Raw genomic sequence first — 22,128 nt, forward strand, 5'->3', positions numbered from 1 at the left:
CTTATGCCGCAATAGCATTCATGATCGCCGGAACGGAGAGCTCGCTCAGCGTCAGCTCCGCCACCTGCTGGCGATCGCGCATGATAATCACCCGATCGGCATAGCCCACCAGCTCTTCCAGTTCTGAAGAAATCACCAGCAGCGCCAGGCCATCGGCACACAGGGATTCGATCAGACGGATGATCTCCGCATGGGCGCCGACATCAATACCGCGCGTCGGTTCGTCGAGGATCAGGAACTGTGGTTTGGTCAGTAGCCAGCGAGAGAGTAAAACTTTCTGCTGATTCCCCCCGGAGAGGAACTCTATCGGTTGCTCAGCGTTAGGGGTACGAATCCCCAACTGGCGGATAAAGCGCTGGGCAATCTCATTTTGTTCACGTCGGCCAATCGGCCGCAGCCAGCCGCGCTGCGCCTGCAACGCGAGAACGATATTTTCCCGTACCGACGCGGCGGCGATAATACCGTCTGTTTTGCGATCTTCGGGACAAAAACCGATCCCGAGGCAGGATGCCTGATGTGGCGAACGCAGAGTCTGCGGTTTGCCTTTGATCCATGCTTTGCCGCAATCCGCGGGTTTGATGCCGAAGATCACTTCCGCCGTTTCCGTCCTTCCCGAACCGAGCAGGCCCGCCAGACCCACGATCTCTCCAGGACGAACCTGGAGATTAAACGGCGCGATGGTGCCTTTTTTGCCAAAATCTTCGAAGGCGGCGACCGGTTTCTCACTCAGCAGAGTACGGCCTGCACGTTGCAGAGCGTTATGCTCCAGCTCACGACCCAGCATCATTTTCACCAGTTCGATTTGCGGCAGTTCGCGGGTTTCCCGGCAGCCAACAAAGCAACCGTTGCGCAGGACGGTGATGCGATCGCTCACCGCATACACCTGGTCAAGAAAATGGGTAACGAAAATCAGACTGACCCCGCTATCGCGCAACTGGCGCATCAGGGTGAAGAGCATCTCCACTTCCTGGGTATCCAGACTAGCGGTGGGTTCATCAAGAATTAACACTTTTGCGGACAGATCAATCGCCCGACAGATCGCCACAATCTGCTGCATCGCAACCGAAAAGCGATTGAGCGGTTCGCGCACATCAAGGGAAAAACCGTAGGACGCCATCAGATCCGTCGCGCGCTTTTCCATCTCTTTACGCCGCAGCAGGCCAAAGCGTCTCGGTTCACGGCCAATAAACAGGTTATCCGCCACCGACATATTGGGCAGCAGGTTTACTTCCTGATAGACGGTGCCAATCCCCAACTGCTGGGCATGAGCGGTATTTTTTGGCGCGATCTCCTGCCCTTCCAACCAGATAGCCCCACGATCCGCATGATAGACCCCGGTCAGCGCTTTAATCAGGGTTGATTTGCCCGCGCCATTTTCACCTAACAGGGCCATGATTTCGCCCCGCCGCAGGCTGAAATTAACGTTATCCAGCGCTTTCACGCCGGGGAAAAATTTGCTTAACCCTTCGGTACGAAGAATTTCCTGATGTGATTCGTCGTTCATGCTCTCCCCTCACCTTAACCCTCTCCGGGAGGAGAGGGTTCTCAGCCGTGCAGTCGTCAGACAACCACTCAGTAGCCCATATTTTTCTTCTTCTCCAGCTCTTCTTTCGCGGTATCCGGTAAGTAGAGCGTTGATTTAGTGATGATCACTTTCTCAGGTACGGTGCCGTCTTTTTTGTATTTCTCCAGCGCATCGAATGCCGGCCCGGCCATGTCCGGCGTCAACTCGACGCTGGCATTCGCTTCACCGGCAATCATTGCTCTATAGATATCCGGTACACCGTCAACGGAGCCGGTGAGGATATCTTTGCCCGGCTTCAGCCCGGCCTCTTTAATCGCCTGAATTGCGCCAATGACCATATCGTCGTTATGGGCGTAAACCATGCAAATGTTCTTGCCGTTGTTTTCCGCTTTAATAAAGCTCTCCATCACTTCTTTACCCTTACTACGGGTAAAGTCGCCGGATTGGGAGCGGATAATTTTGATATTCGGCGCGTTAGCAATGGCTTCGGCAAAGCCTTTCTTACGGTCAATCGCCACGCTTGCTCCGACGGTGCCCTGCAGTTCAACCACGTTGCACGGCTTACCATCAACGGTTTTAATCAGCCATTCGCCAATCAGCTTACCTTCCAGCACGTTGTTCGCGGTGACGGTCGTCATATAGAGATCTTTATCTTTTACATCAATCGAGCGATCGAGCAGGAAAACGGGAATTTTTGCCTCTTTGGCTTCCTTCAGTACCGGCTCCCATCCGGTCGCCACCACCGGAGCGATAAAGATGGCATCAACCCCCTGCGCGATGAAAGAACGTACTGCCTTAATCTGGTTTTCCTGCTTTTGCTGCGCATCGGCAATTTTCAGGGTGATACCGCGTTCTTTCGCTTCCGCCCTGGCGACGTTGGTTTCAGCCGCACGCCAGCCGGATTCTGAACCGACCTGAGAAAAACCTACGGTAAGAGGGGCAGCCATAGCCATAGACGACATAGCTGCGGAAACTGCTGTGACAAGAAGTAAGCGCTTCCACATAAGAAGATCCTCGTAGGGTTATTGTTGGTTAAAACCTCACCTGCGGACAAACTATAGACAATCGGAGATGTAACTGGATGCGTTACATCACACTTCAAAAAAGTTAATTAGATGTTAATCGACACAACTTACGCCAGCAGAGAGCCCATAAGGCTTCGCGCCCTGTGTGATGATGGCTGTTTATGATGAAATTTTGCACGTATTGAGATATCAAGCACATGCAATGAAAACGGTTACATAAATTTATTCAGTATGCGGCTATGTTTATGGATTTTTCGATTGTTTAACGGGGAAAAATTCAGACGCTTGCCATGCATTTCGCGGAAAAAGAAGCGAAGACATTCGATGTGAGTTGGCTATAATACCTGGCACTTGTTTGCCATACATTTTAAAGGAAACAGACATGAGCTTACTCAACGTACCTGCAGGCAAAGATCTGCCGGAAGACATCTACGTCGTGATCGAAATCCCGGCGAACGCAGATCCAATCAAATACGAAGTCGACAAAGAGAGCGGCGCACTGTTCGTTGACCGTTTTATGTCCACAGCGATGTTCTATCCGTGCAACTACGGTTACATCAACCACACTCTGTCTCTGGACGGTGACCCGGTGGACGTTCTGGTCCCGACGCCGTACCCGCTGGAGCCGGGTTCAGTGATCCGCTGCCGTCCGGTTGGCGTGCTGAAAATGACCGACGAATCCGGTGAAGATGCCAAACTGGTTGCGGTACCGCACACCAAGCTGAGCAAAGAGTACGATCACATCAAAGATGTGAGCGACCTGCCGGAACTGCTGAAAGCGCAGATCACCCACTTCTTCGAACACTATAAAGACCTCGAAGCCGGCAAATGGGTTAAGGTTGATGGCTGGGACAACGCCGAAGCGGCGAAAGCTGAAATCGTTGCTTCCTTTGAGCGCGCGAAACAGAAGTAATCCCGCAGCGTTCTGACCAACGAACACCGCCTTCGGCGGTGTTTTTTGTCTAAAGAAAACAACGCCACCCGAAGGTGGCGTTGCCGTTATTGATACTGGTCTCTGTCCAACCAGTTGCCATTTTCTATCAGCACAAACCCCTCAACGGGGCGCTGATAGACATACATCCAGGCACTACCGTAGGGCGTCTGGATTAAGTGACGAGCATACTCGCCCCCTTTGGTACGCAACGCATCCAATTCAGCCAGCGTCGAAGCGTCAATACGATAAACTTCACCATGTACTGTGCCCTTACCCGGCACTGCACCTGGATAGTGGCCCAGGTTGTACAGTTGATAATCAGTGACACTATGATCGCCCAGCCACTGAGCATTAGTCATCCAGTGGCTGTTGCCTTGTTTGCGTCGTAAACTGCCGTAAACAAATATTCGCATTGCTAAAACTCAAACTGATAGAGCAAATCGAGAGCCTGGTCTACGCCAGACACCGCTTCCATATATAGCTTAGGCATCAGGCGATAACGCAACGTCAACGTCGCCAGGGAATCAAAGATCCCTACCCCATATTTTACCTGCAGACCCGGCAGTACATAGCCGCTGACCACCACCTGGGAGGAGTCACCCACCCCCTCGGTATCCAGCGCCAGATTGCTTACGCCAAACGTCTCGCCGATTTTACCCACAACCTGACCACTTTGTGCAACCCCCATGCCAATAAGCATCGAGGTCATGGCCGCACTATCGCTCTGTCCGCTGCTTAACCCCTGCCCTCGCAGCAGATAAGAGAGCGCCTCTTGTTGCGACATTACCGGGTCAGAGAATATTTCCGCTTTCGGCTGATCGGCCGAACCGGTCACTCGAACGCCAGCAACCACATCATCTTCAGTGGCATCCGGATTACGAATAGCTTCAATATTCAACAACGGCTGATCCGGTGGGCCGGAGAACATCAGCTCACCTTTACGCACAATCAGATCCTGACCATAGGCGTGAAAACGGCCTTCCGGGATACTGATCTGCCCGTTCAGGCCCAGCCCCTGTTTATCCTGAGCGACTTTCAAATCACCGGTCAAACGGGCTTTCAGGCCGAAGGCGCTCAGACGAACATTATTGCCGACGTGGATCATCAGGTTACTGTTGATGGGGATACTGGCGCTCTGCTGCTTAATCGGTTGCAGATTTTTATCCAGCATCACTTCATCAGAAGAGACGCCAACGGCGCTTTCCGGCACTTCATTGACGACAATACGTGCCCACGGCACATCGACGCTGCCATCAAGGCTAAACAGGCTTGGTGTGGCAGTAAAGACCACATCCGGCGATACATCAAGGCGCACCATCGGCGGCACGGTTATCCGCACCCGGCTGCCTTTCGCCGCGATTTGCGCGCGCCAGTTATCAATCTGCGTCCAGTCGGCGCTACCGCTTAAAGCAATTTGCCCCTGGCTGGTATTCACCGTTCCCTGCAATGTTGAACGGGTGCCGGTAAAATTCATTGCCAGCTGGCTCGGCTGCATATCGAACGGCATAAAGTTGCCTTCAATATCCACGCCATTGAGCCGCATCTGACCATGCAACTGCGGGTTCTGCACATTACCGCCAAGCGTAAGATGCGCGTTAAGTATCCCCTCAGCCTTCTCACCGCGCGCGAAAACAGGATTTATCATCGCCAGCGAGAAGTTGTTGATATTAACATTGCCCCCCAGATTGCGGCGTCCCTGCGGATCGGTGACCTGAACCTGCCCGTCCAGTTGACCGTTGTTGGTCAAACGAATCAACCAGCCCAGCTGCGCGCGGTTATTGTGCAAATCGGCCGTGAGGTTCAGGGTATCGAAAGACACCGGTAGCGGCGCGTCATTGACCATCTGGGTCACTTTCACGTTACGCCCGTTTAGCGTGACCTTGCCCTGCGGTAATCCCTCTTTGGTCGTGTCCCAGCTCACATCAGCGTTACCGCTAAATACGCCGCTGGCGCGCGTCTCTTCCGGCATAAACGGCTTCAGCATCGCCAGGTCGAAACGCCTGAGATCCACCCGCGCGTGCCCGCTCGCCCCCGCGTCGATGGTTTGCGGCACGCATAGCTCGGCATCAGGGTTAGTCCAGCAATGTGGCCCGATACTGATTTTTTGCTCAAGATGACGGTAATCCAGCGCAATATCCCGCGTCAGGGCAACCGGCCCCACCGGCGTCTGGAAACGCGTATTGCTGAGCGTCCCTTTCCAGCGCTCTGCTTTACGATCAAAGCTCCCTGCCAGCGACAGATGCCCGGCAACCGGCTCGCCCTGCACCCGCAGTTGCAGGTCGTGCTGCTTCTCGTCGCCCTTCGCATTGAGCTGTACCAGGCTGATATTGACACCCGGCTGACGAATACGATCGATGCGTACATCAAGGTTTCCGCCAATCTGCTCTGCAGATTTGACATCCCCCTTCACGTTCACTTGCGCAATGGACAGCTCCTGCCAGCGCAGCGCCCGGGCGGTGATATCCGCCAGTAGCTGCGGCGCATCGACGGTACCGCGGACTTTCACCAGTCCCTTCGCCGTGCCGCCCAGTCCCGGCAGCGCATTATCAAGCCGCGGCGCATCAATCGTGGCGTCGAGGTTCAGATCTTTCACCCCCAGTTCGCCTTTCACGTCGGCGCGATTAGGGCCTAACGCCAGATGCAGGCCGGGGATTTTCCACTGCATATAGCTATTGCCCTGCAGCGAACCGTTCACATCGACCTTATTCTGTTTCACATTACCGGTGATTTTTAGCTCCGGCACCGACATCTGCCAGCTTCCGCCGTACAGGCTACCCTGAGTTTTAATCAGACCGTTGAGCTTCGAGGGCCACTCAGGTACCTCTTTCGCGGTGTTAATGCCGTTGAGCGTCAGTTCGCCACGCCAGCTGATCGCCTGCTGCCAGTCAAGCAGCGCTTTCAGCTCGGTTTTCCCCTCCTGGGCGGCGACGGTCAGCTTATCGATATTGACCTGCTGTTCGTTGCCCTTCGCGTTCAGGCTAATTTTTGCCGGCGGCAGCGATTGTCCTTTCACCGCGGTGCTGAAAGCCATGGTGTAGTCGGTCATTTTGCCGTTAAATTTCAGCAGCAGATCATCGGCCTGGAACGCTTTCTCGCCGGTAAACGGCCAGTAGAGCTGGTTGCTTTTAACCTCCATATCCAGCGGTAAGCCCGCTTCAGCCAGCTGCGCTTCGGCACGCAGCGTCATTGCCACTGGGCCAGTTAAATCCACGCCAACCGTCAGCTTTTTACGCACCTCGCCCCCGACGTTCAGTTGCACCTTCTCGCCCTTCAGCGGATCGATATTCAGCGTGCTGTTAAGGGTGATATCAACCGGCCAGTTTCCCTGCAATTGCGCGCGACCGGAAGCCTTCACGTTGCCCTGGTCGGAGTCCACATCCAGCGCATCCAGTTTCATCTGCCCGTCAGTGCTGCTGACTTTCAGCAACAGCGTATAGATGGTCATATCGGTATCGCCGGTCAGGCGCAGCTGTTCGCCGCGGAATGCCTGAATATTGAGATTCAGCGGCAAATGAACGTCTGCCATTTCCGGCAGCACCGGCTTCGAGAAGAGATCTTTCATCATCTCGCCAATCGGTTTCTCTTCCGGCTGCGGGTTGGCGATTTTCGGTTCGACCACATGCTCTTGCTCTTGCGCCACTTTTGCTGCTTTCGGCAGCGCAATAAGCAACCCTTGCAACGAAGTCGGCGTCAGGGTCAGGTTTTTCTCCTGCCAGTTCAGGCCGCTGGAAAAATCACGCAGCGAAACGGCGGTATCGTCAATTTTCACATTGACGTTATGCAGCGCCACCCGGTTCAGGGTAATCGGATAGGGAGTGGAAAGATTCAGCGGGCCGCTCTCTTCTTCCTCCACCGGCTCAGCTGGCGGCATTTTACGGGTATCGATCGTCACATAAATATCGCGCAGAGAGATATCGTTGACGCACAGGCTGCTGTCCCACAGGCAGCGCAGCTTGACGCCAAGGTGGAACTGACCTGCGCTTATCGCCACCCCAGGCTGTTCATAACGTATATTATTGAGCGTCAGGTCACGCCAGCCGCCGGTGGTTTTGCCGATTTCCAGCCCCGGAACCCAACGATTGGCGGCGTTTATCACCAGATGCAGGCCCGTAGTGGTACCCACCAGAAATCCTGCTGTTCCCAGTAACAACACCAGAAAAATCAGTACGCCGAGGCTTATTTTCTTCCATAAACTCATAATTCAGGCCCCAGACCAATGTAAAACTGTAAACCGTGCTCATCTTTGTCGCCTATCGGCCTGGCGATATCCAGTTTGATCGGCCCGACCGGCGACTGCCAGCGCACGCCAAAGCCCGCGCCGGTTTTGAAATCACTTTCACGGATATCGCTCACGGCTTCACCACTGTCGACAAACACCGCGCCCCACCACTTGCCGCTCACGTTATACTGATATTCCAGCGAGCCGGTAGCCAGCTTCGAAGCCCCTATCAGCTTGCCATCATCATCTTTAGGCGAGATAGATTTGTATTTATAACCACGAATACTCCGGTCCCCCCCGGCGAAGAAACGCAGGTCCGGCGGAACTTTGCTGAAGTTATCGGCTTCAATCCAGCCGAGATTGCCGCGCACCACGAAACGGTGACGGTCGTAGAGCGTTCGGATCCACACATCCTGCGCCTGCATGACGATAAAGTTAATATCCGAGCCCCACAGGGTGTTGGAATAGTCTACCGAGTAGCGCTGCGAATCGCCCCAGGTTGGCATCAGACCGCCCCGCGAGCGGGTCCGGTTCACCGACACGCCCGGATAGATCAGCATCGTGGTATTCGTCACGTTAGCCTGGGTAAAGTGGTCAAGGCTCCAGCGCAGATTCAGCGCGCGCTGCCAGCCGCTCGACATCTCCCAGTAGCGCGAAACGGCCAGGGTCGTTGAGTCGGCTTTCGTATCGTTGAGGTCCGTACGTTTGAATCCGCCCTGCATCAGGTAGTACTGCTCAAGGGGGCTTTTTAACAGCGGAATTTTATAGCTGAAATCAAGCTGCTGCTCAGGAGCGGAAACGCTAAGACTGGAAGTCAGGCTATGGCCGTACGAGTTCATCCACGGCTTTTTCCACGTCCCTTTGACCCGCGGGCCGACGTCAGTTGAGTAACCGACGCCGGTTTCAACGGTATTCTCTTTACGCGGGGAGACAACGCCCTGCAAAGGCAGAATTTTGGTCTGGCGGGACTTTGCAAACTGCGGCGCCACGACCACGGAGCTAAACCAGCCGGTAGCCGACAGACGGCGGTTGAGTTCGGCTAAATCCTGTGAAGTGTAGTAGTCGCCCTGTTTAAACGGCACCAGGTTTTGCAGGTATTCGTCGCGAATCTGCGAGCCTTCGAAAGTGACCGGGCCAAAGCGATAGCGCTCGCCGCTGTTGTAGTCGATATCCCAGAAGGCCTGATGTCTGTCGAGAGAGACGCCAAGCTGGCTTTTATTAAATTCGCTATCGAAATATCCCTTGCGCAGCGCAATGCGGGTCAGTGAACTTTTGAAGCCATCATAATCGCTATGATTGAGCACGGTGCCGATGGCCGGGCGCGTTTTTAACAGATCCAGATAGTCGCGATCGGTCCGCGCTCCGCCGCGCAAAATAACCTCGGTACCGCCAATACGCACCGGTTCGCCGGGCGTGACTTTAGCAATCAGGACCTGGCGCCCCTTCTTTGGCGGCGGACGCAAATCAAAATCGATCGTCGGTTCGTAGTAACCCAGCGCTTTGAGCCCTTCACGAATAGCATCGTCCACGCGCGCGCGGAAGCGCCGATCCGGCGTCACCTCATCGCTCTGGATCGTAGACAATTGGGCGCGGACGTTTTTTTCCAGCTCCCCGGATAACCCCTCCACTTGCAAACGCACGCTCGCTGCGCTGGCGACCCCGCTGACCAGTAAAAGGCTGGTGATACATAACTGGCGGATTTGTAGCACGTTTTCTCCTGAATATCCTTGTTTGCCCCGAAGGAAACGAAATCGCCGCTCCACGGCTTAACAACCCACTAACAGCCAGGGGTTGAAAAAGTGACAATAGCCCAAATAGTTCTTATGTTTAAATTTAGACGTATTGAGCGTGTGTATTGTGTTAAAAGACACGCCTGGTTACAACCTAAACCCCCTTTTCTGTTTTTATGAGGCCCACCGTGAGTCTATTTGATAAAACGCATCTTGTCGCCCAGGCGGACGCGCTGCCGGGACGCAATACGCCGATGCCGGTGGCTACGCTCCACGCCGTCAATGGCCACTCAATGACCAACATTCCGGCAGGAATGGAGATCGCCCTGTTTGCTATGGGCTGTTTCTGGGGCGTCGAACGCCTGTTCTGGCAGCTTCCTGGCGTTTACAGCACCGCCGCGGGCTATACCGGAGGCTATACGCCAAATCCGACCTACCGCGAAGTCTGCAGCGGTCAGACCGGTCATGCGGAAGCCGTCCGTGTGGTCTACGATCCCCAGGTCATCAGTTATGAACAGTTATTACAGGTATTCTGGGAAAATCACGACCCGGCGCAGGGCATGCAGCAGGGCAACGATCATGGCACCCAGTATCGTTCAGCGATTTACCCGCTGACGCAGGAGCAAAGCAAAGCGGCGCAAGCCAGCCTGGCGCGTTTCCAGGCGGCAATGCACGAAGCGAACGACTCGCGCACGATCACCACTGAGATAGCGACGGCGAAGCCATTCTATTATGCGGAAGACGATCATCAGCAGTATCTGCACAAAAACCCATACGGGTACTGCGGTATCGGGGGGATCGGCGTGTGTCTGCCGCCACAGGCCTGATGTTACTGCCTGGCTGAATAATTTACGCGCTGGCGGCTATACGGTGCCTTACGCTATACTACCCCGTGTTACAAGCCGGTCCTATGCCTTCGGACCGGTTTTTTGTGTGTTCCACATGAGTATTATTCACTTCCCTTCCGAGGATCTGATCTCAACGATCAGATAAGATATGTTAAACAGTATTTTAGTCATACTTTGTCTGATTGCCGTCAGTGCATTCTTTGCGATATCGGAGATCTCGCTGGCCGCGTCACGTAAAATCAAACTCAAACTGCTGGCCGATGACGGCAATGTGAACGCCCAACGCGTTCTCAAAATGCAGGAGAACCCCGGCACCTTCTTTACCGTGGTGCAAATCGGCCTCAATGCGGTGGCGATTCTCGGCGGTATCGTCGGCGATGCCGCATTCTCACCGGCTTTCGATGGTCTGCTAAGCCGCTATATGTCCCCCGCGCTGGCCGAACAGCTAAGCTTTATCATCTCCTTTACCCTGGTCACCAGCCTGTTCATCCTGTTTGCTGACCTGACTCCGAAACGCATCGGTATGATTGCGCCTGAAGCCGTCGCTTTACGCATCATCAACCCGATGCGCTTCTGCCTGTTTGCCTTTCGCCCGCTGGTATGGTTGTTCAATGGCATGGCTAACAACATCTTCCGCTTGTTCAAAATTCCAATGGTGCGTAAAGACGACATTACCTCTGATGATATTTACGCCGTGGTGGAAGCCGGCGCGCTGGCCGGAGTGCTGCGTAAACAGGAACATGAGCTAATTGAAAATGTGTTCGAGCTGGAGTCGCGCACCGTTCCTTCATCCATGACCTCCCGGGAAAACGTCATCTGGTTCGATCTCCATGAAGATGAACAGAGCCTGAAAAATAAAGTCGCAGAGCATCCGCACTCCAAATTTCTGGTCTGTAACGAAGATATCGATCACATCATCGGCTACGTTGATTCCAAAGATCTGCTTAACCGCGTGCTGGCGAATCAAAGCCTGGTGTTAACCGGGGGTGTGCAAATCCGCAATACGCTGATTGTCCCGGATACTCTGACGCTGTCCGAAGCGCTGGAAAGCTTCAAAACCGCCGGTGAAGACTTTGCTGTGATCATGAACGAGTATGCGCTGGTGGTGGGGATTATCACCCTTAACGACGTGATGACCACGCTGATGGGCGACCTGGTCGGTCAGGGGCTGGAAGAGCAGATCGTCGCACGCGATGAAAATTCCTGGTTGATTGACGGCGGTACGCCGATTGATGACGTGATGCGCGTGCTGGATATCGATGAATTCCCACAGTCGGGTAATTACGAAACGATTGGCGGCTTTATGATGTTTATGCTGCGTAAAATTCCCAAACGCACCGACGCCGTAAAATTCTCTGGCTATAAGTTTGAAGTGGTGGATATCGACAACTACCGCATCGACCAGTTGCTGGTGACCCGTATCGACAATAAGCCGACGGTGCTGTCCCCCAAAATACCGGATGCCGCGGATAACGAAAAAGCATCGGCGTAAGCCCTTTTAAAACGAAATATGGCTCCCGTCGGGAGCCATCTTTTACCCTCAGGCCATCTCTGTCTGCAGACGCATAACCTGACGGTTGACCTCAGACATCACTGACAAATGCAGCTTGTCCTTGATCTTCGGGATAAGGATTTTACCCTTATCAAATTCAAAAGCGCCAACGTCCTTGATATACAAACGTCCACGAAACAGGATCTTCACGTACTTCGCTACTTGTAGCGGGTTGTAGCGTTGGAAAATTTTCATTGTTGTCTCCTGCCAGGGTTACGCTCTTGTGGTGCCACAGTTAGCCCACGTATCGGGAGCGCAAATTTTAGTGCCCTGAAACTATAGTCCAGAATCTCAGTGATACCCAGTTTGTATAAGTTTATTTACCGTTTAATGACATTAATTCAGAGTTTTCGTTTCAGACATCCGGCAATCAGAGTATAAGTCCCCGATATTAGACGAATTTGTGCGTTAACGCGCAAACTGGCACCATCATTGCGGGTAAGACCGGCAATCGCACTTATGCTTAAAGCAGACCAAGTGGTCGGATCACCTGCAACGATAATAAGGAAACATCATGACCCTACGTAAATTGCTGGCCGTTTCATCGCTTTTGTTGCCACTGATGGCGTCAGCGCATAACTTTGTCGACGGACAACGTGTCGCGCCAGTCGGTGTAGCAGACCGCGGAGAGTTAGTGCTGGATAATGATAAATTTAGCTATAAAAACTGGAATAGCGCACAACTGACAGGAAAAGTACGCGTCGTACAGCACATCGCCGGACGCTCTTCGGCGAAAGAAAAAAACGCCATGTTAATTGAGGCCATTAAAAACGCGAAGTTCCCACACGATCGCTATCAGACCACCACCATCATCAATACCGATGATGCGATCCCTGGCTCAGGAATCTTTGTCCGCAGCAGTATCGAGAGCAACAAACAGCGCTATCCCTGGTCGCAGTTTATCGTCGACAGCAACGGCCAGGTACGCAAAGCGTGGCAGCTTAACAAAGAGAGCTCAGCGATTGTGGTGTTGGATAAAAATGGCCGCGTACAATGGGCCAAAGACGGCGCACTCACCCAGGATGAAGTGCAACAGGTTATCGCCCTGCTGCGCAAGCTGCTGGCTGAATAATCTTGAATCTCTCCCGTCATCGCGGGAGGGACGCGATCCATAAGCACAATTCGGCTCTAGCCACACAAAATACAGGCCAGATGAGGTGAATTGATAATATCGTTATCAATGTGAAGCGGATTTATCATTATGAGTAAATAATAGTGACCGGTTTCGCATTTGTTTTGCCCTATTACCCATTCACACTGGCATGGTAATTGAATACATATCCCTTTCACCGTAACAGGAGAAAGGGATGGATCACAAAACCACAATATATATCATTATCATATTATATATGATGTCAATGATTGGCATCGGACTATATGCCAGAACAAAAATTAAAAATACCGAAGATTATCACCTTGCCGGGCGTCGTCTTGGACCTATTATGCTGGCAGGAACGCTGGCCGCGACGGAAATCGGCGGCGGCAGCTCGGTAGGCGTTGCCTCAAAAGCCTACGGCGCATGGGGACTGTCGGCCGGATGGTACGTGGTCGCTACTGGCCTGGGTATTTTTCTGGTTTCGTTTATTGCGCCTTATATGCGCCGGGCAATGGCGACAACCGTACCGGAAATCATTGGCCGTCGCTACGGTAAAGGCAGCTACCTTATTACCACCGTTCTTTCATTATTAGCGCTGGTCGCACTGGGTGCCGCACAAATAACCGCAACGGCCACAATTGTGCATGTTCTTACCGGTTTTAATACGCAATACGCTATTATTATTTCCGGCATTGTCGTCGTTTTTTATACATGGATTGGCGGCATGTGGAGCGTAACATTAACGGACTTTGTGCAGTTCTTTTTAATTATTTTAGGCTTTGCTGTCGCTATTCCGGTGTCGTTATCCATGCTGGACGGCGGCTGGGGCTATGTCGTTTCCCATGTTCCCGAAAGCCAGTTTGAGATGACGCGTCTGGGCTGGAAAACCATTATCGGCCTGACGGTCATGTACTTTATGACCTTCTCCACCGGGCAAGAAGCCGTCCAGCGTTACTACTCCGCCAAAAACGAAAGAGTGGCAATCGTCGGCTCCCTGCTATGCAGCCTGTTTATGGCTATATACGCCTTTATCCCTGCGGTGCTGGGATTAATCGCCCTCGCCGCCTTCCCTGATATTGATCCGAATAATGCGCTGGCAACCGTATCGGTACAGTTATTGCCTCCGGCGATCGCCGGGCTGCTGCTATCGGCGGTGATTTCCGCCACCTTATCCAGCGCATCCGGCGATCTGCTGGGTGCCGCCAGTATCTGGGTAAAAGATATTCACGAACAATATTTTCATAAAGAAGCGACCAATACGCTGACAATGAGCCGCTGGGTGGTGCTGGTGGTCGGCATCCTCGCCATTCTGATTGCTTTATGGAGCGGGGAAATAATCAGCTTATTAATGTTTGCCTTTACGCTGCGCGCGACCGGACCCTTCGCCGCCTATTTATTTGGCCTACTGTGGAAGGGGGCGACACCCAATGCCGGTCTATGGTCAATTATTTTTGGTTCACTTGCCGGGCTGGGCTGGCAGTTGGCCGGCGAACCTTACGGAATCATGGCAATTATTGCGGGTTCACTGGTGAGCGCCGTAACCTTTCTTCTCGTGGCCTGGGTTGAGCGCAGAATGGGGATCGCGCCCGCACCTTCCGCTTATCTGAGTAATGAAGAGAACTGACGCTGCGCTTCTTCATTATTGCCAGAGAGGCAAAGCGAGGAAGCGCAGGGGATTTAATAAATAGAAACCCGGAAACCGGGGTTGAGGAACGATTCACGCGGCGTATAGTCCAGGGTGCGTCCCTGCCAGTCGTGAACCTGCGCCCCGGCGGCGCTGGCGACCGCATGACCTGCCGCGGTGTCCCAGGTACAAGTCGGCCCGAAGCGCGGATAAAGCTGGGCCTGCCCGTCGGCGACGAGGCAGAACTTCAGCGAGGAACCAATGGACGTGGTCTGATGTTCTCCAAGCTGCTCCAGGTACTCCTCCAGCTCCGGGTCATTGCCGTGGGAGCGACTGATGACTACGCGCGGCGGACGCGCATCCTGGACATGAATCTGCTTACGCACGCCGCACTCTTCTTTCCATGCTTTGCCCTTTTCCGCGCTGTACATCATCTTCATCACCGGCGCATAGACCACGCCAAGTATGGGTTTGCCGTTTTCGATCAAGGCGATATTGACGGTAAATTCGCCGTTGCGCTTGATAAATTCTTTGGTGCCGTCCAGCGGATCCACCAGCCAGTAACGCTGCCAGTGCTGGCGGACATCCCAGGCGGGCGGGTCCTCTTCCGACAGAATCGGGATGTCGGGAGTCATGGCCAGCAGGCCGCTGATAATCACTTTATGCGCCGCAATATCCGCTGCCGTGACCGGAGAATCATCCTTTTTACTGGCAACGTCCATCGGCTGTTTTCCATCGTAAACCTCCATGATGGCATCGCCAGCGTTCCGTGCCAGTTGACATACTTGTTCTAACATTCTCCACCTCGTCTGATTACAGTGGCGTTAACTCGTTGTTTTATTTATATCGCATCATAGTGAGTTCCGCTATCTGTGATAACGCTGACGGTTTCCACCCGCGCTTTTATGGCATGATTCACACTTCTGTAAGCAACAGAATGTAAATACATTTTCTACTGTGCCATTGCTCATAAAAAGGACGCCACGATGATTAAGTTTAGCGCAACGCTGCTGGCAACGTTGATCGCTGCCAGCCTAAATGCGGCGACAGTCGATTTACGGATCATGGAAACCACCGATCTACACAGTAATATGATGGACTTCGACTATTACAAAGATACGCCGACGGAAAAATTTGGCCTGGTGCGAACCGCATCGCTGATTGAGAAAGCTCGTCAGGAAAGTAAAAACAGCCTACTGGTCGATAACGGCGACGTCATTCAGGGCAGCCCGCTGGGTGACTATATGGCCGCAAAAGGGCTTAAAGAGGGCGATATTCACCCGGTCTATAAAGCGATGAATACCCTCGATTATGTGGTCGGAAATCTCGGCAACCACGAATTTAACTACGGCCTCGATTTCCTGCACAAGGCGCTGGCTGGCGCGAAATTCCCCTACGTCAACGCCAACATTATCGACGCTAAAACCGGCAAACCGATGTTTACGCCTTATCTGATTCAGGATACTCAGGTTCAGGATAGCGAAGGTAACACGCAGACGCTGCGCATCGGCTATATCGGCTTCGTCCCGCCGCAGATTATGACCTGGGATAAAGTCAATCTTAGCGGTAAGGTCACCGTCAACGACATTACCGAAACCGCGCGCAAATTCGTTCCCGAAATGCGTGAGAAAGGAGCGGATGTCGTGGTGGTTATTGCCCACTCAGGTCTCTCTGCCGACCCGTACCGGGCGATGGCGGAGAACTCCGTTTACTATTTAAGTCAGGTCCCTGGCGTGGATGCCATTATGTTTGGTCACGCCCATGCCGTCTTCCCGGGCAAAGACTTCGCCACGATTAAAGGCGTAGATATCACCAAAGGCACACTGAATGGCGTCCCGGCGGTAATGCCGGGGATGTGGGGCGACCATCTTGGGGTGGTCGACCTGGTATTGAATAACGACAGCGGCAAATGGCAGGTCACTGACGCAAAAGCCGAGGCGCGCCCCATCTATGATTCGGTCGCAAAAAAATCCCTCGCGGCGGAAGACAGCCACATGGTGGCGGTCTTAAAAGCCGACCATGACGCCACTCGCGAGTTTGTCGGTAAGCCGATCGGTCAATCCTCCGATAATATGTACAGCTACCTGGCGCTGGTGCAGGACGATCCGACCGTGCAGGTGGTGAATATGGCGCAGAAGGCCTACGTGGAGCACTATATCCAGGGCGACCCGGATCTGGCGAAACTGCCGGTGCTCTCCGCCGCCGCGCCGTTTAAAGCCGGTGGGCGTAAAAATGATCCGGCCAGCTTTGTTGAGGTGGAAAAAGGCCAGCTAACCTTCCGTAACGCCGCCGATCTGTACCTGTACCCGAACACGCTGGTGGTGATGAAAGTGAGCGGTAAAGAGGTCAAAGAGTGGCTGGAGTGCTCCGCCGGCCAGTTCAACCAGATTGACCCCACCAGCAACAAGCCGCAGTCTTTAATTAACTGGGACGGCTTCCGCACCTATAACTTTGATGTTATCGACGGCGTGAACTATCAGATTGATATCACGCAACCGGCGCGCTATGACGGCGAATGTAACAGCGTTAACCCGCAGGCCGAGCGGATCAAGCAACTGACGTTTAACGGCAAACCCATAGACCCGAAGGCCACTTTCCTCGTTGCCACCAATAACTACCGTGCCTACGGCGGTAAATTCCCGGGAACCGGTGAGAACCATATTGCTTTTGCCTCACCGGATGAGAACCGCTCGGTACTGGCGGCGTGGATTGGCGCGGAGTCGAAGAAACACGGCGAGATCCATCCGGCTGCGGATAATAACTGGCGTCTGGCGCCGATCCACAGCAACGTCCCGCTGGATATCCGTTTTGAAACCTCTCCGGGTGATAAAGCCGCGGCGTTCATCAAAGAGAAAGCGCAATATCCGATGCGCCAGGTCGCCACTGACGATATCGGCTTTGCCATTTATCAGTTGGATTTGAGTAAGTAACTTCCTGTCCCCCGGTCGCGCCCCACTCCGCTTACCGGGGATACACAGGCGCCAGCGACAACCGGGGAATTTTCCCGGCTCACGCCACCTGCCCGTGGTTCGCCAGAACCGCGGGCAGATTCAGCTCTATCCAGTCAGCCAGCTCCGCGACCTTCCCACTCACCTGCTCACCGAGTGGAGTCAGACTATATTCAACATGCGGCGGTACCACCGGGTAGGACACGCGATCGAGAAAACCATCCTGCTCCAGCGCCTGCAGCGACTGGGCCAGCATCTTTTCGCTGACGCCGCCAATCTTACGGCGCAGATCGCTAAAACGGTGAGTACCGTCACGCAGGGCCAGCAAAATCAGTACACCCCAGCGACTGGTAACATGCTTGAGCACTTCCCGTGAGGGGCACTGTTCTGCAAACAGGTTGCCATTGCGTAGCTGCTCGCTCAGCGTCAGATTTGCCATATTCATACTTACCTTTTTGTGCGTACTTACTAAAAGTTAGTAACAGTGCTAGCTTACCACCACTATCTATAAATACGAAGGAGAAGACCCATGATCGCGATTACCGGTGCAACCGGCCAGCTTGGCCAGCTCGTTCTGAAAAACCTGTTAAATAGCGTCCCTGCCAGCCAGATTGTCGCTATTGTGCGTAATCCGGCAAAAGCTGAAGCCCTTAGCCAGCAAGGCATTGTGGTTCGTCAGGCCGACTACGGCGATGAAGCCGCGCTGACTGCCGCCCTGCAGGGCGTCGACAAACTGCTGTTGATCTCATCCAGCGAAGTGGGCCAGCGCGCCGCGCAGCACCGCAACGTTATTAACGCCGCAAAAACCGCTGGCGTGAAATTTATCGCTTATACCAGCCTGCTGCACGCCGATAAGTCCCCGCTGGGGCTGGCGGCTGAACATATCGCCACCGAGGAAATGCTCGCCGACGCCGGTATTGCTTACGCACTGCTGCGCAACGGCTGGTACACCGAAAACTACCTCGCCAGCGCGCCGCCGTCGATTGAACATGGCGTATTTATCGGCGCCGCCGGTGACGGCAAAATTGCTTCCGCCACGCGCGCGGATTACGCCGCCGCTGCGGCCCACGTTATCGCCGGAGAAGACCATGCCGGGAAAGTGTACGAACTGGCAGGGGATAACGCGTGGACGCTGAGTGAACTTGCCGCGGAACTGAGCAAACAAAGCGGTAAAAACGTGGTATATCAAAACCTCAGCGAAGCCGACTTCGCCGCCGCACTGAAAGGCGTCGGTCTGCCAGCCGGGCTGGCGGATATGCTGGCTGACTCTGATATCGGCGCGTCGAAAGGCGGTCTGTTCGACGACAGCCGGACCCTGAGCACGCTGATCGGCCGCCCGACCACCCCGCTTGCCGACAGCATCAAAGGCATCCTGTAAACGTTACCGGATGGTTAATTTTTGTAGCATCCCGACGGCGCATCCCCAATAATGCAACGATGTCCGTCGGGAGTGATTGCATGCAAGGCGTACCAGAACAGTTCCATGATGAAAGAGACAGCGCGCGCTTTCGCCATCTGGCGCAGGTGCCGGGCGTTGAGCTATACCATGCCCATATCTCCCGCTACGCTTTTGCCCCGCACACCCATGAAGCCTTTGGTATCGGTACGATAGAACTCGGCGCCGAACGCTTTCGCTATCGAGGCAGCCAGTATGTCGCTTCGGTCAACACTGTCGTCACTATGAATCCCGATGAACTGCACACCGGCGAAGCGGAAACCGCTGATGGCTGGCGCTATCGCATGATTTATCTCGACCCGGATATGCTGGAGGAAGTGACCGGCGCAGGCCACTGGTGGTTCAGTGAAGTGGTACGCCAGGATCCGCTGCGCTCCCGGCAAATCGGCAATCTTATCTACGGTCTGTGGCATACTGACGACCCGCTGGCGCAGCAGGGTCTGCTACAGGATTTAATCGATACTTTCCGCCCGTTCGCGCGCCACGCGCCAGTCTTGCCTGAAGCCCGTCACCGCTTCGATCGAGTACGTGAATATCTGCACGACAACTATATGAAGACGATAACCCTTGATGAACTGGCTAAGGTGGCGGCGCTCAGCCCGTACCATTTTCAGCGTCAGTTTAAAGCGCACTTTCACGTTACGCCGCAGCAGATGTTAATGGCGATCCGTCTGTGGCGCGCTAAAGCTTTTCTCACCCGCGGCATGGCCGCCGCCGATGTCGCCGCCGCCTGCGGATTAACCGACCAGTCGCACCTGACCCGCGCGTTCACTCGCCACTACGGCATTACGCCTGTGCGTTATCAAAAACAGGTTCTTAAGCGCTAATGCGCAACCTTATACAATATTCCCGCATACGCCTCATCTACACTCTCGTCAACAGAAAGAGTCGTGGAAGGCATGATGATTAGTGGTGTGCTGTACGCCCTGCTGGCAGGGCTGATGTGGGGACTGATTTTCGTGGGGCCGCTGTTGGTCCCGGAATATCCGGCGGTACTGCAGTCGATGGGGCGTTATCTGGCGCTGGGGCTGATCGCGCTACCGCTGGCCTGGCTGGGCCGCGCGAAACTGCGTCTGCTCTCCGGCAAAGACTGGTGGACGGCGCTGGGGCTGACCATGATCGGCAACCTCATCTACTACGTCTGCCTGGCCAGCGCTATTCAGCGTACCGGCGCACCGGTCTCAACGATGATTATCGGTACACTGCCGGTGGTGCTGCCGGTTTTTGCCAACCTGCTCTATAGCCAGCGCGACGGTAAGCTACCGTGGCGACGCCTGTTCCCGGCGCTTATCTGTATTGCCATCGGCCTGGTCTGCGTTAATACTGCCGAACTGCATCGGGGCCTGCCTGATTTCAGTCCTTTGCGCTACGGCGCCGGGATTATGCTGGCACTGATATCCGTGGCCTGCTGGGCCTGGTATGCGCTACGCAACGCCCGCTGGCTGCGGGAAAACCCGGATAACCCCCCGATGATGTGGGCCACCGCACAGGCGCTGGTCACCCTGCCGGTATCGCTGGCCGGATACCTCATCGCTTGCTGGTGGCTACAGGATCAGCACCCTGACTTTCCTCTGCCCTTCGGCCCGCGTCCGGTGGTATTTATTCCCCTGATGCTGGCGATCGCCGTATTCTGTTCATGGGTTGGCGCATGGTGCTGGAATATCGCCAGCCAGCACCTGCCGACGGTGATTCTTGGGCCGCTGATTGTCTTCGAAACGCTTGCCGGGTTGCTGTATACCTTTATTTTGCGCCACAGCCTGCCGCCGCTTTTAACGTTCAGCGGTATTGTGCTGCTGGTGCTTGGCGTGGTGTCGGCAGTGCGTACTCGCCTGGATAAACCTCTCCTGCAAGAGTTAGTCTGTGAGAAAAAATAGCCAGCTACCCTAAAGAGGTATTTCTTTAAATATAAGTTGCATTTAAAATACAACTTATATTATTGATGACGAGGTAACTGCTATGGCTTTCCGTGACCAACCCTTAGGCGAGCTGGCGCTGACCATTCCGCGCGCCTCCGCGCTGTTTCGTAAATACGATATGGACTACTGCTGCGGTGGCAAACAGACGCTGGAACGCGCGGCATCGCGCAAAGCGCTGAACGTCGCGATGATTGAAGCCGAACTGGCAAGACTGGCGGAAGATCCAGTAGAGCGCGACTGGCGTGTTGCAACCTATGCAGACATCATCGATCACATTATCGTTCGCTACCACAACAGGCATCGCGAACAGTTGCCGGAACTGATTTTACAGGCTACCAAAGTTGAACGCGTTCACGCCGACAAACCGAACGTCCCGAAAGGCTTAACCAAATACCTGACGATGCTGTACGACGAACTTTCCAGCCATATGCTGAAAGAGGAGCAGATTCTGTTTCCGATGATCAAACAGGGGATGGGGACTCAGGCTGGCGGCCCTATCAGCGTAATGGAAAGCGAACATGATGAAGCGGGCGAGCTGCTGGAAGTGATTAAGCATATCACTAATAACGTGACGCCGCCGCCGGAGGCCTGTACCACCTGGAAGGCGATGTACAACGGTATCAACGAACTGATTGATGACCTGATGGAGCACATCAGCCTGGAAAATAACGTGCTGTTCCCGCGTGCCCTCGCAGGAAACTAAATAAAAAGGCGCCCTCAGGCGCAATGTCGTTCACTTAAGCAAATCATCGGTGTTGTCTTTTGTTTTATTTGCCTGTGGCAATCGCATTATCGGTGGTTTAAACGAAAATCTGATTCGGTTGATTCACTAACTGAGCTGATACGGGCTGAAATATAAAGGATATAACTTTTTTATGACTTTCAGCCTCTGAAAAGCCACTGACGAATAACGGACTCACCGCATGGGGGTTGGGCGCATCAAGGAAACCTGGCGGGAACGCAGGCGCGCATCCAGGACTGGCCGCCAGGACGGCGGCCAGAGGGCGGGTCGAGACAGGGACAAAATTGCCGGGAGCAATTTTGAACAGCGCTTGCGCTGGCCCTGGAAGGGCGAGTCCCAGGGATGGGACGAGTAGCGTCGAGTCCCGCCCGGTCCGCCAGATGAAGCCGGAGTGGAGCGGACCGCGCAGCGGCAGGTTTTCAGCGCAATGCCGGGGGTGCAGGGGGACGGGCGAAACGTCCCCCTGCCCGTTCACACGCTGTGGATATAACGAATATCCGCGTATTTATAGTG

The 22,128-nt window shown here is 54.2% G+C and carries 18 protein-coding genes; 10 read left to right on the plus strand and 8 right to left on the minus strand.

Going from position 1 to position 22,128, the window contains the following annotated elements; genetic code table 11:
- Nucleotide 1: 1 nt before the first annotated feature.
- Together ytfR and ytfQ are read right to left on the minus strand one after the other, a co-directional pair.
- Complete coding sequence (gene ytfR / locus FE839_RS15330) at nt 2-1,504, minus strand: galactofuranose ABC transporter, ATP-binding protein YtfR (RefSeq protein ID WP_138361667.1); 1,503 nt, start codon at nt 1,502-1,504, stop codon at nt 2-4.
- Nucleotides 1,505-1,572: 68 nt separating this feature from the next.
- Nucleotides 1,573-2,529 carry a galactofuranose ABC transporter, galactofuranose-binding protein YtfQ gene (gene ytfQ / locus FE839_RS15335; protein WP_138361668.1) on the minus strand — a complete coding sequence of 319 codons (957 nt, stop codon included), beginning with the start codon at nt 2,527-2,529 and terminating at the stop codon, nt 1,573-1,575.
- Between the two features lie 403 nt (nt 2,530-2,932).
- On the opposite strand from ytfQ, the gene ppa reads away from it, so the two are divergent.
- Complete coding sequence (ppa, locus tag FE839_RS15340; protein ID WP_138361669.1) at nt 2,933-3,463, plus strand: inorganic diphosphatase; 531 nt, start codon at nt 2,933-2,935, stop codon at nt 3,461-3,463.
- Nucleotides 3,464-3,549: 86 nt separating this feature from the next.
- Here ppa and FE839_RS15345 read toward each other — a convergent pair whose 3' ends face one another.
- Genes FE839_RS15345 through tamA form a run of 3 tightly spaced genes read right to left on the minus strand, consistent with a single transcriptional unit; the run spans nt 3,550 to nt 9,412 of the window.
- Nucleotides 3,550-3,897, minus strand: a complete 348-nt coding sequence (locus FE839_RS15345; RefSeq protein ID WP_138361670.1) for a gamma-glutamylcyclotransferase family protein — start codon at nt 3,895-3,897, stop codon at nt 3,550-3,552.
- 2 nt (nt 3,898-3,899) lie between these two features.
- A complete protein-coding gene (tamB, locus tag FE839_RS15350) occupies nt 3,900-7,682 on the minus strand; it encodes an autotransporter assembly complex protein TamB (protein ID WP_138361671.1) in 3,783 nt (1,260 codons plus the stop codon).
- Nucleotides 7,679-9,412 (minus strand): autotransporter assembly complex protein TamA, encoded by a 1,734-nt coding sequence (gene tamA, locus FE839_RS15355; RefSeq protein ID WP_138361672.1) that lies wholly within the window; start codon nt 9,410-9,412, stop codon nt 7,679-7,681. The genes tamB and tamA overlap by 4 nt, the downstream gene beginning before the upstream one ends.
- 209 nt (nt 9,413-9,621) lie before the next feature.
- On the opposite strand from tamA, the gene msrA reads away from it, so the two are divergent.
- Nucleotides 9,622-10,260: a peptide-methionine (S)-S-oxide reductase MsrA gene (gene msrA / locus FE839_RS15360; protein ID WP_138361673.1), complete on the plus strand. Its 639-nt coding sequence runs from the start codon at nt 9,622-9,624 to the stop codon at nt 10,258-10,260.
- Between the two features lie 169 nt (nt 10,261-10,429).
- The gene (paeA, locus tag FE839_RS15365; protein ID WP_138361674.1) at nt 10,430-11,773 is read left to right on the plus strand and encodes a polyamine export protein PaeA; all 1,344 of its coding nucleotides are present in this window, start codon (nt 10,430-10,432) and stop codon (nt 11,771-11,773) included.
- A gap of 48 nt (nt 11,774-11,821) precedes the next feature.
- Here paeA and FE839_RS15370 read toward each other — a convergent pair whose 3' ends face one another.
- Nucleotides 11,822-12,028, minus strand: a complete 207-nt coding sequence (locus tag FE839_RS15370) for a DUF1107 domain-containing protein (RefSeq protein ID WP_138361675.1) — start codon at nt 12,026-12,028, stop codon at nt 11,822-11,824.
- Nucleotides 12,029-12,347: 319 nt separating this feature from the next.
- Here FE839_RS15370 and FE839_RS15375 point away from each other — a divergent pair, with 319 nt between their 5' ends.
- Together FE839_RS15375 and FE839_RS15380 are read left to right on the plus strand one after the other, a co-directional pair.
- Nucleotides 12,348-12,905, plus strand: a complete 558-nt coding sequence (locus FE839_RS15375) for a YtfJ family protein (protein ID WP_138361676.1) — start codon at nt 12,348-12,350, stop codon at nt 12,903-12,905.
- Between the two features lie 235 nt (nt 12,906-13,140).
- Entirely contained in the window at nt 13,141-14,553 is a 1,413-nt protein-coding gene (locus FE839_RS15380) for a sodium:solute symporter family protein (protein ID WP_138361677.1), read from the plus strand.
- 53 nt (nt 14,554-14,606) lie between these two features.
- On the opposite strand, the gene cysQ is transcribed toward FE839_RS15380, so the two are convergent.
- The gene (cysQ, locus tag FE839_RS15385) at nt 14,607-15,350 is read right to left on the minus strand and encodes a 3'(2'),5'-bisphosphate nucleotidase CysQ (RefSeq protein WP_138361678.1); all 744 of its coding nucleotides are present in this window, start codon (nt 15,348-15,350) and stop codon (nt 14,607-14,609) included.
- A gap of 189 nt (nt 15,351-15,539) precedes the next feature.
- Here cysQ and FE839_RS15390 point away from each other — a divergent pair, with 189 nt between their 5' ends.
- Entirely contained in the window at nt 15,540-17,483 is a 1,944-nt protein-coding gene (locus FE839_RS15390; RefSeq protein ID WP_138361679.1) for a bifunctional 2',3'-cyclic-nucleotide 2'-phosphodiesterase/3'-nucleotidase, read from the plus strand.
- A gap of 79 nt (nt 17,484-17,562) precedes the next feature.
- Here FE839_RS15390 and FE839_RS15395 read toward each other — a convergent pair whose 3' ends face one another.
- Nucleotides 17,563-17,940 (minus strand): winged helix-turn-helix transcriptional regulator, encoded by a 378-nt coding sequence (locus FE839_RS15395; protein ID WP_138361687.1) that lies wholly within the window; start codon nt 17,938-17,940, stop codon nt 17,563-17,565.
- Nucleotides 17,941-18,030: 90 nt separating this feature from the next.
- Between FE839_RS15395 and FE839_RS15400 the strand changes: the two genes are divergently transcribed.
- The 4 genes from FE839_RS15400 to ytfE all read left to right on the plus strand — a co-directional run bounded on the left by FE839_RS15400 (nt 18,031) and on the right by ytfE (nt 21,576).
- Nucleotides 18,031-18,879 carry an SDR family oxidoreductase gene (locus FE839_RS15400; RefSeq protein WP_138361680.1) on the plus strand — a complete coding sequence of 283 codons (849 nt, stop codon included), beginning with the start codon at nt 18,031-18,033 and terminating at the stop codon, nt 18,877-18,879.
- An 80-nt stretch (nt 18,880-18,959) separates the two neighbouring features.
- The gene (locus tag FE839_RS15405) at nt 18,960-19,784 is read left to right on the plus strand and encodes an AraC family transcriptional regulator (protein ID WP_138361681.1); all 825 of its coding nucleotides are present in this window, start codon (nt 18,960-18,962) and stop codon (nt 19,782-19,784) included.
- 75 nt (nt 19,785-19,859) lie between these two features.
- A complete protein-coding gene (locus tag FE839_RS15410) occupies nt 19,860-20,831 on the plus strand; it encodes a DMT family transporter (RefSeq protein ID WP_171034895.1) in 972 nt (323 codons plus the stop codon).
- Nucleotides 20,832-20,913: 82 nt separating this feature from the next.
- Entirely contained in the window at nt 20,914-21,576 is a 663-nt protein-coding gene (gene ytfE / locus FE839_RS15415; protein ID WP_138361683.1) for an iron-sulfur cluster repair protein YtfE, read from the plus strand.
- Nucleotides 21,577-22,128 lie beyond the last annotated feature (552 nt).

The organism is Klebsiella indica (assembly GCF_005860775.1).
Taxonomy (GTDB): Bacteria; Pseudomonadota; Gammaproteobacteria; order Enterobacterales; family Enterobacteriaceae; genus Klebsiella; species Klebsiella indica.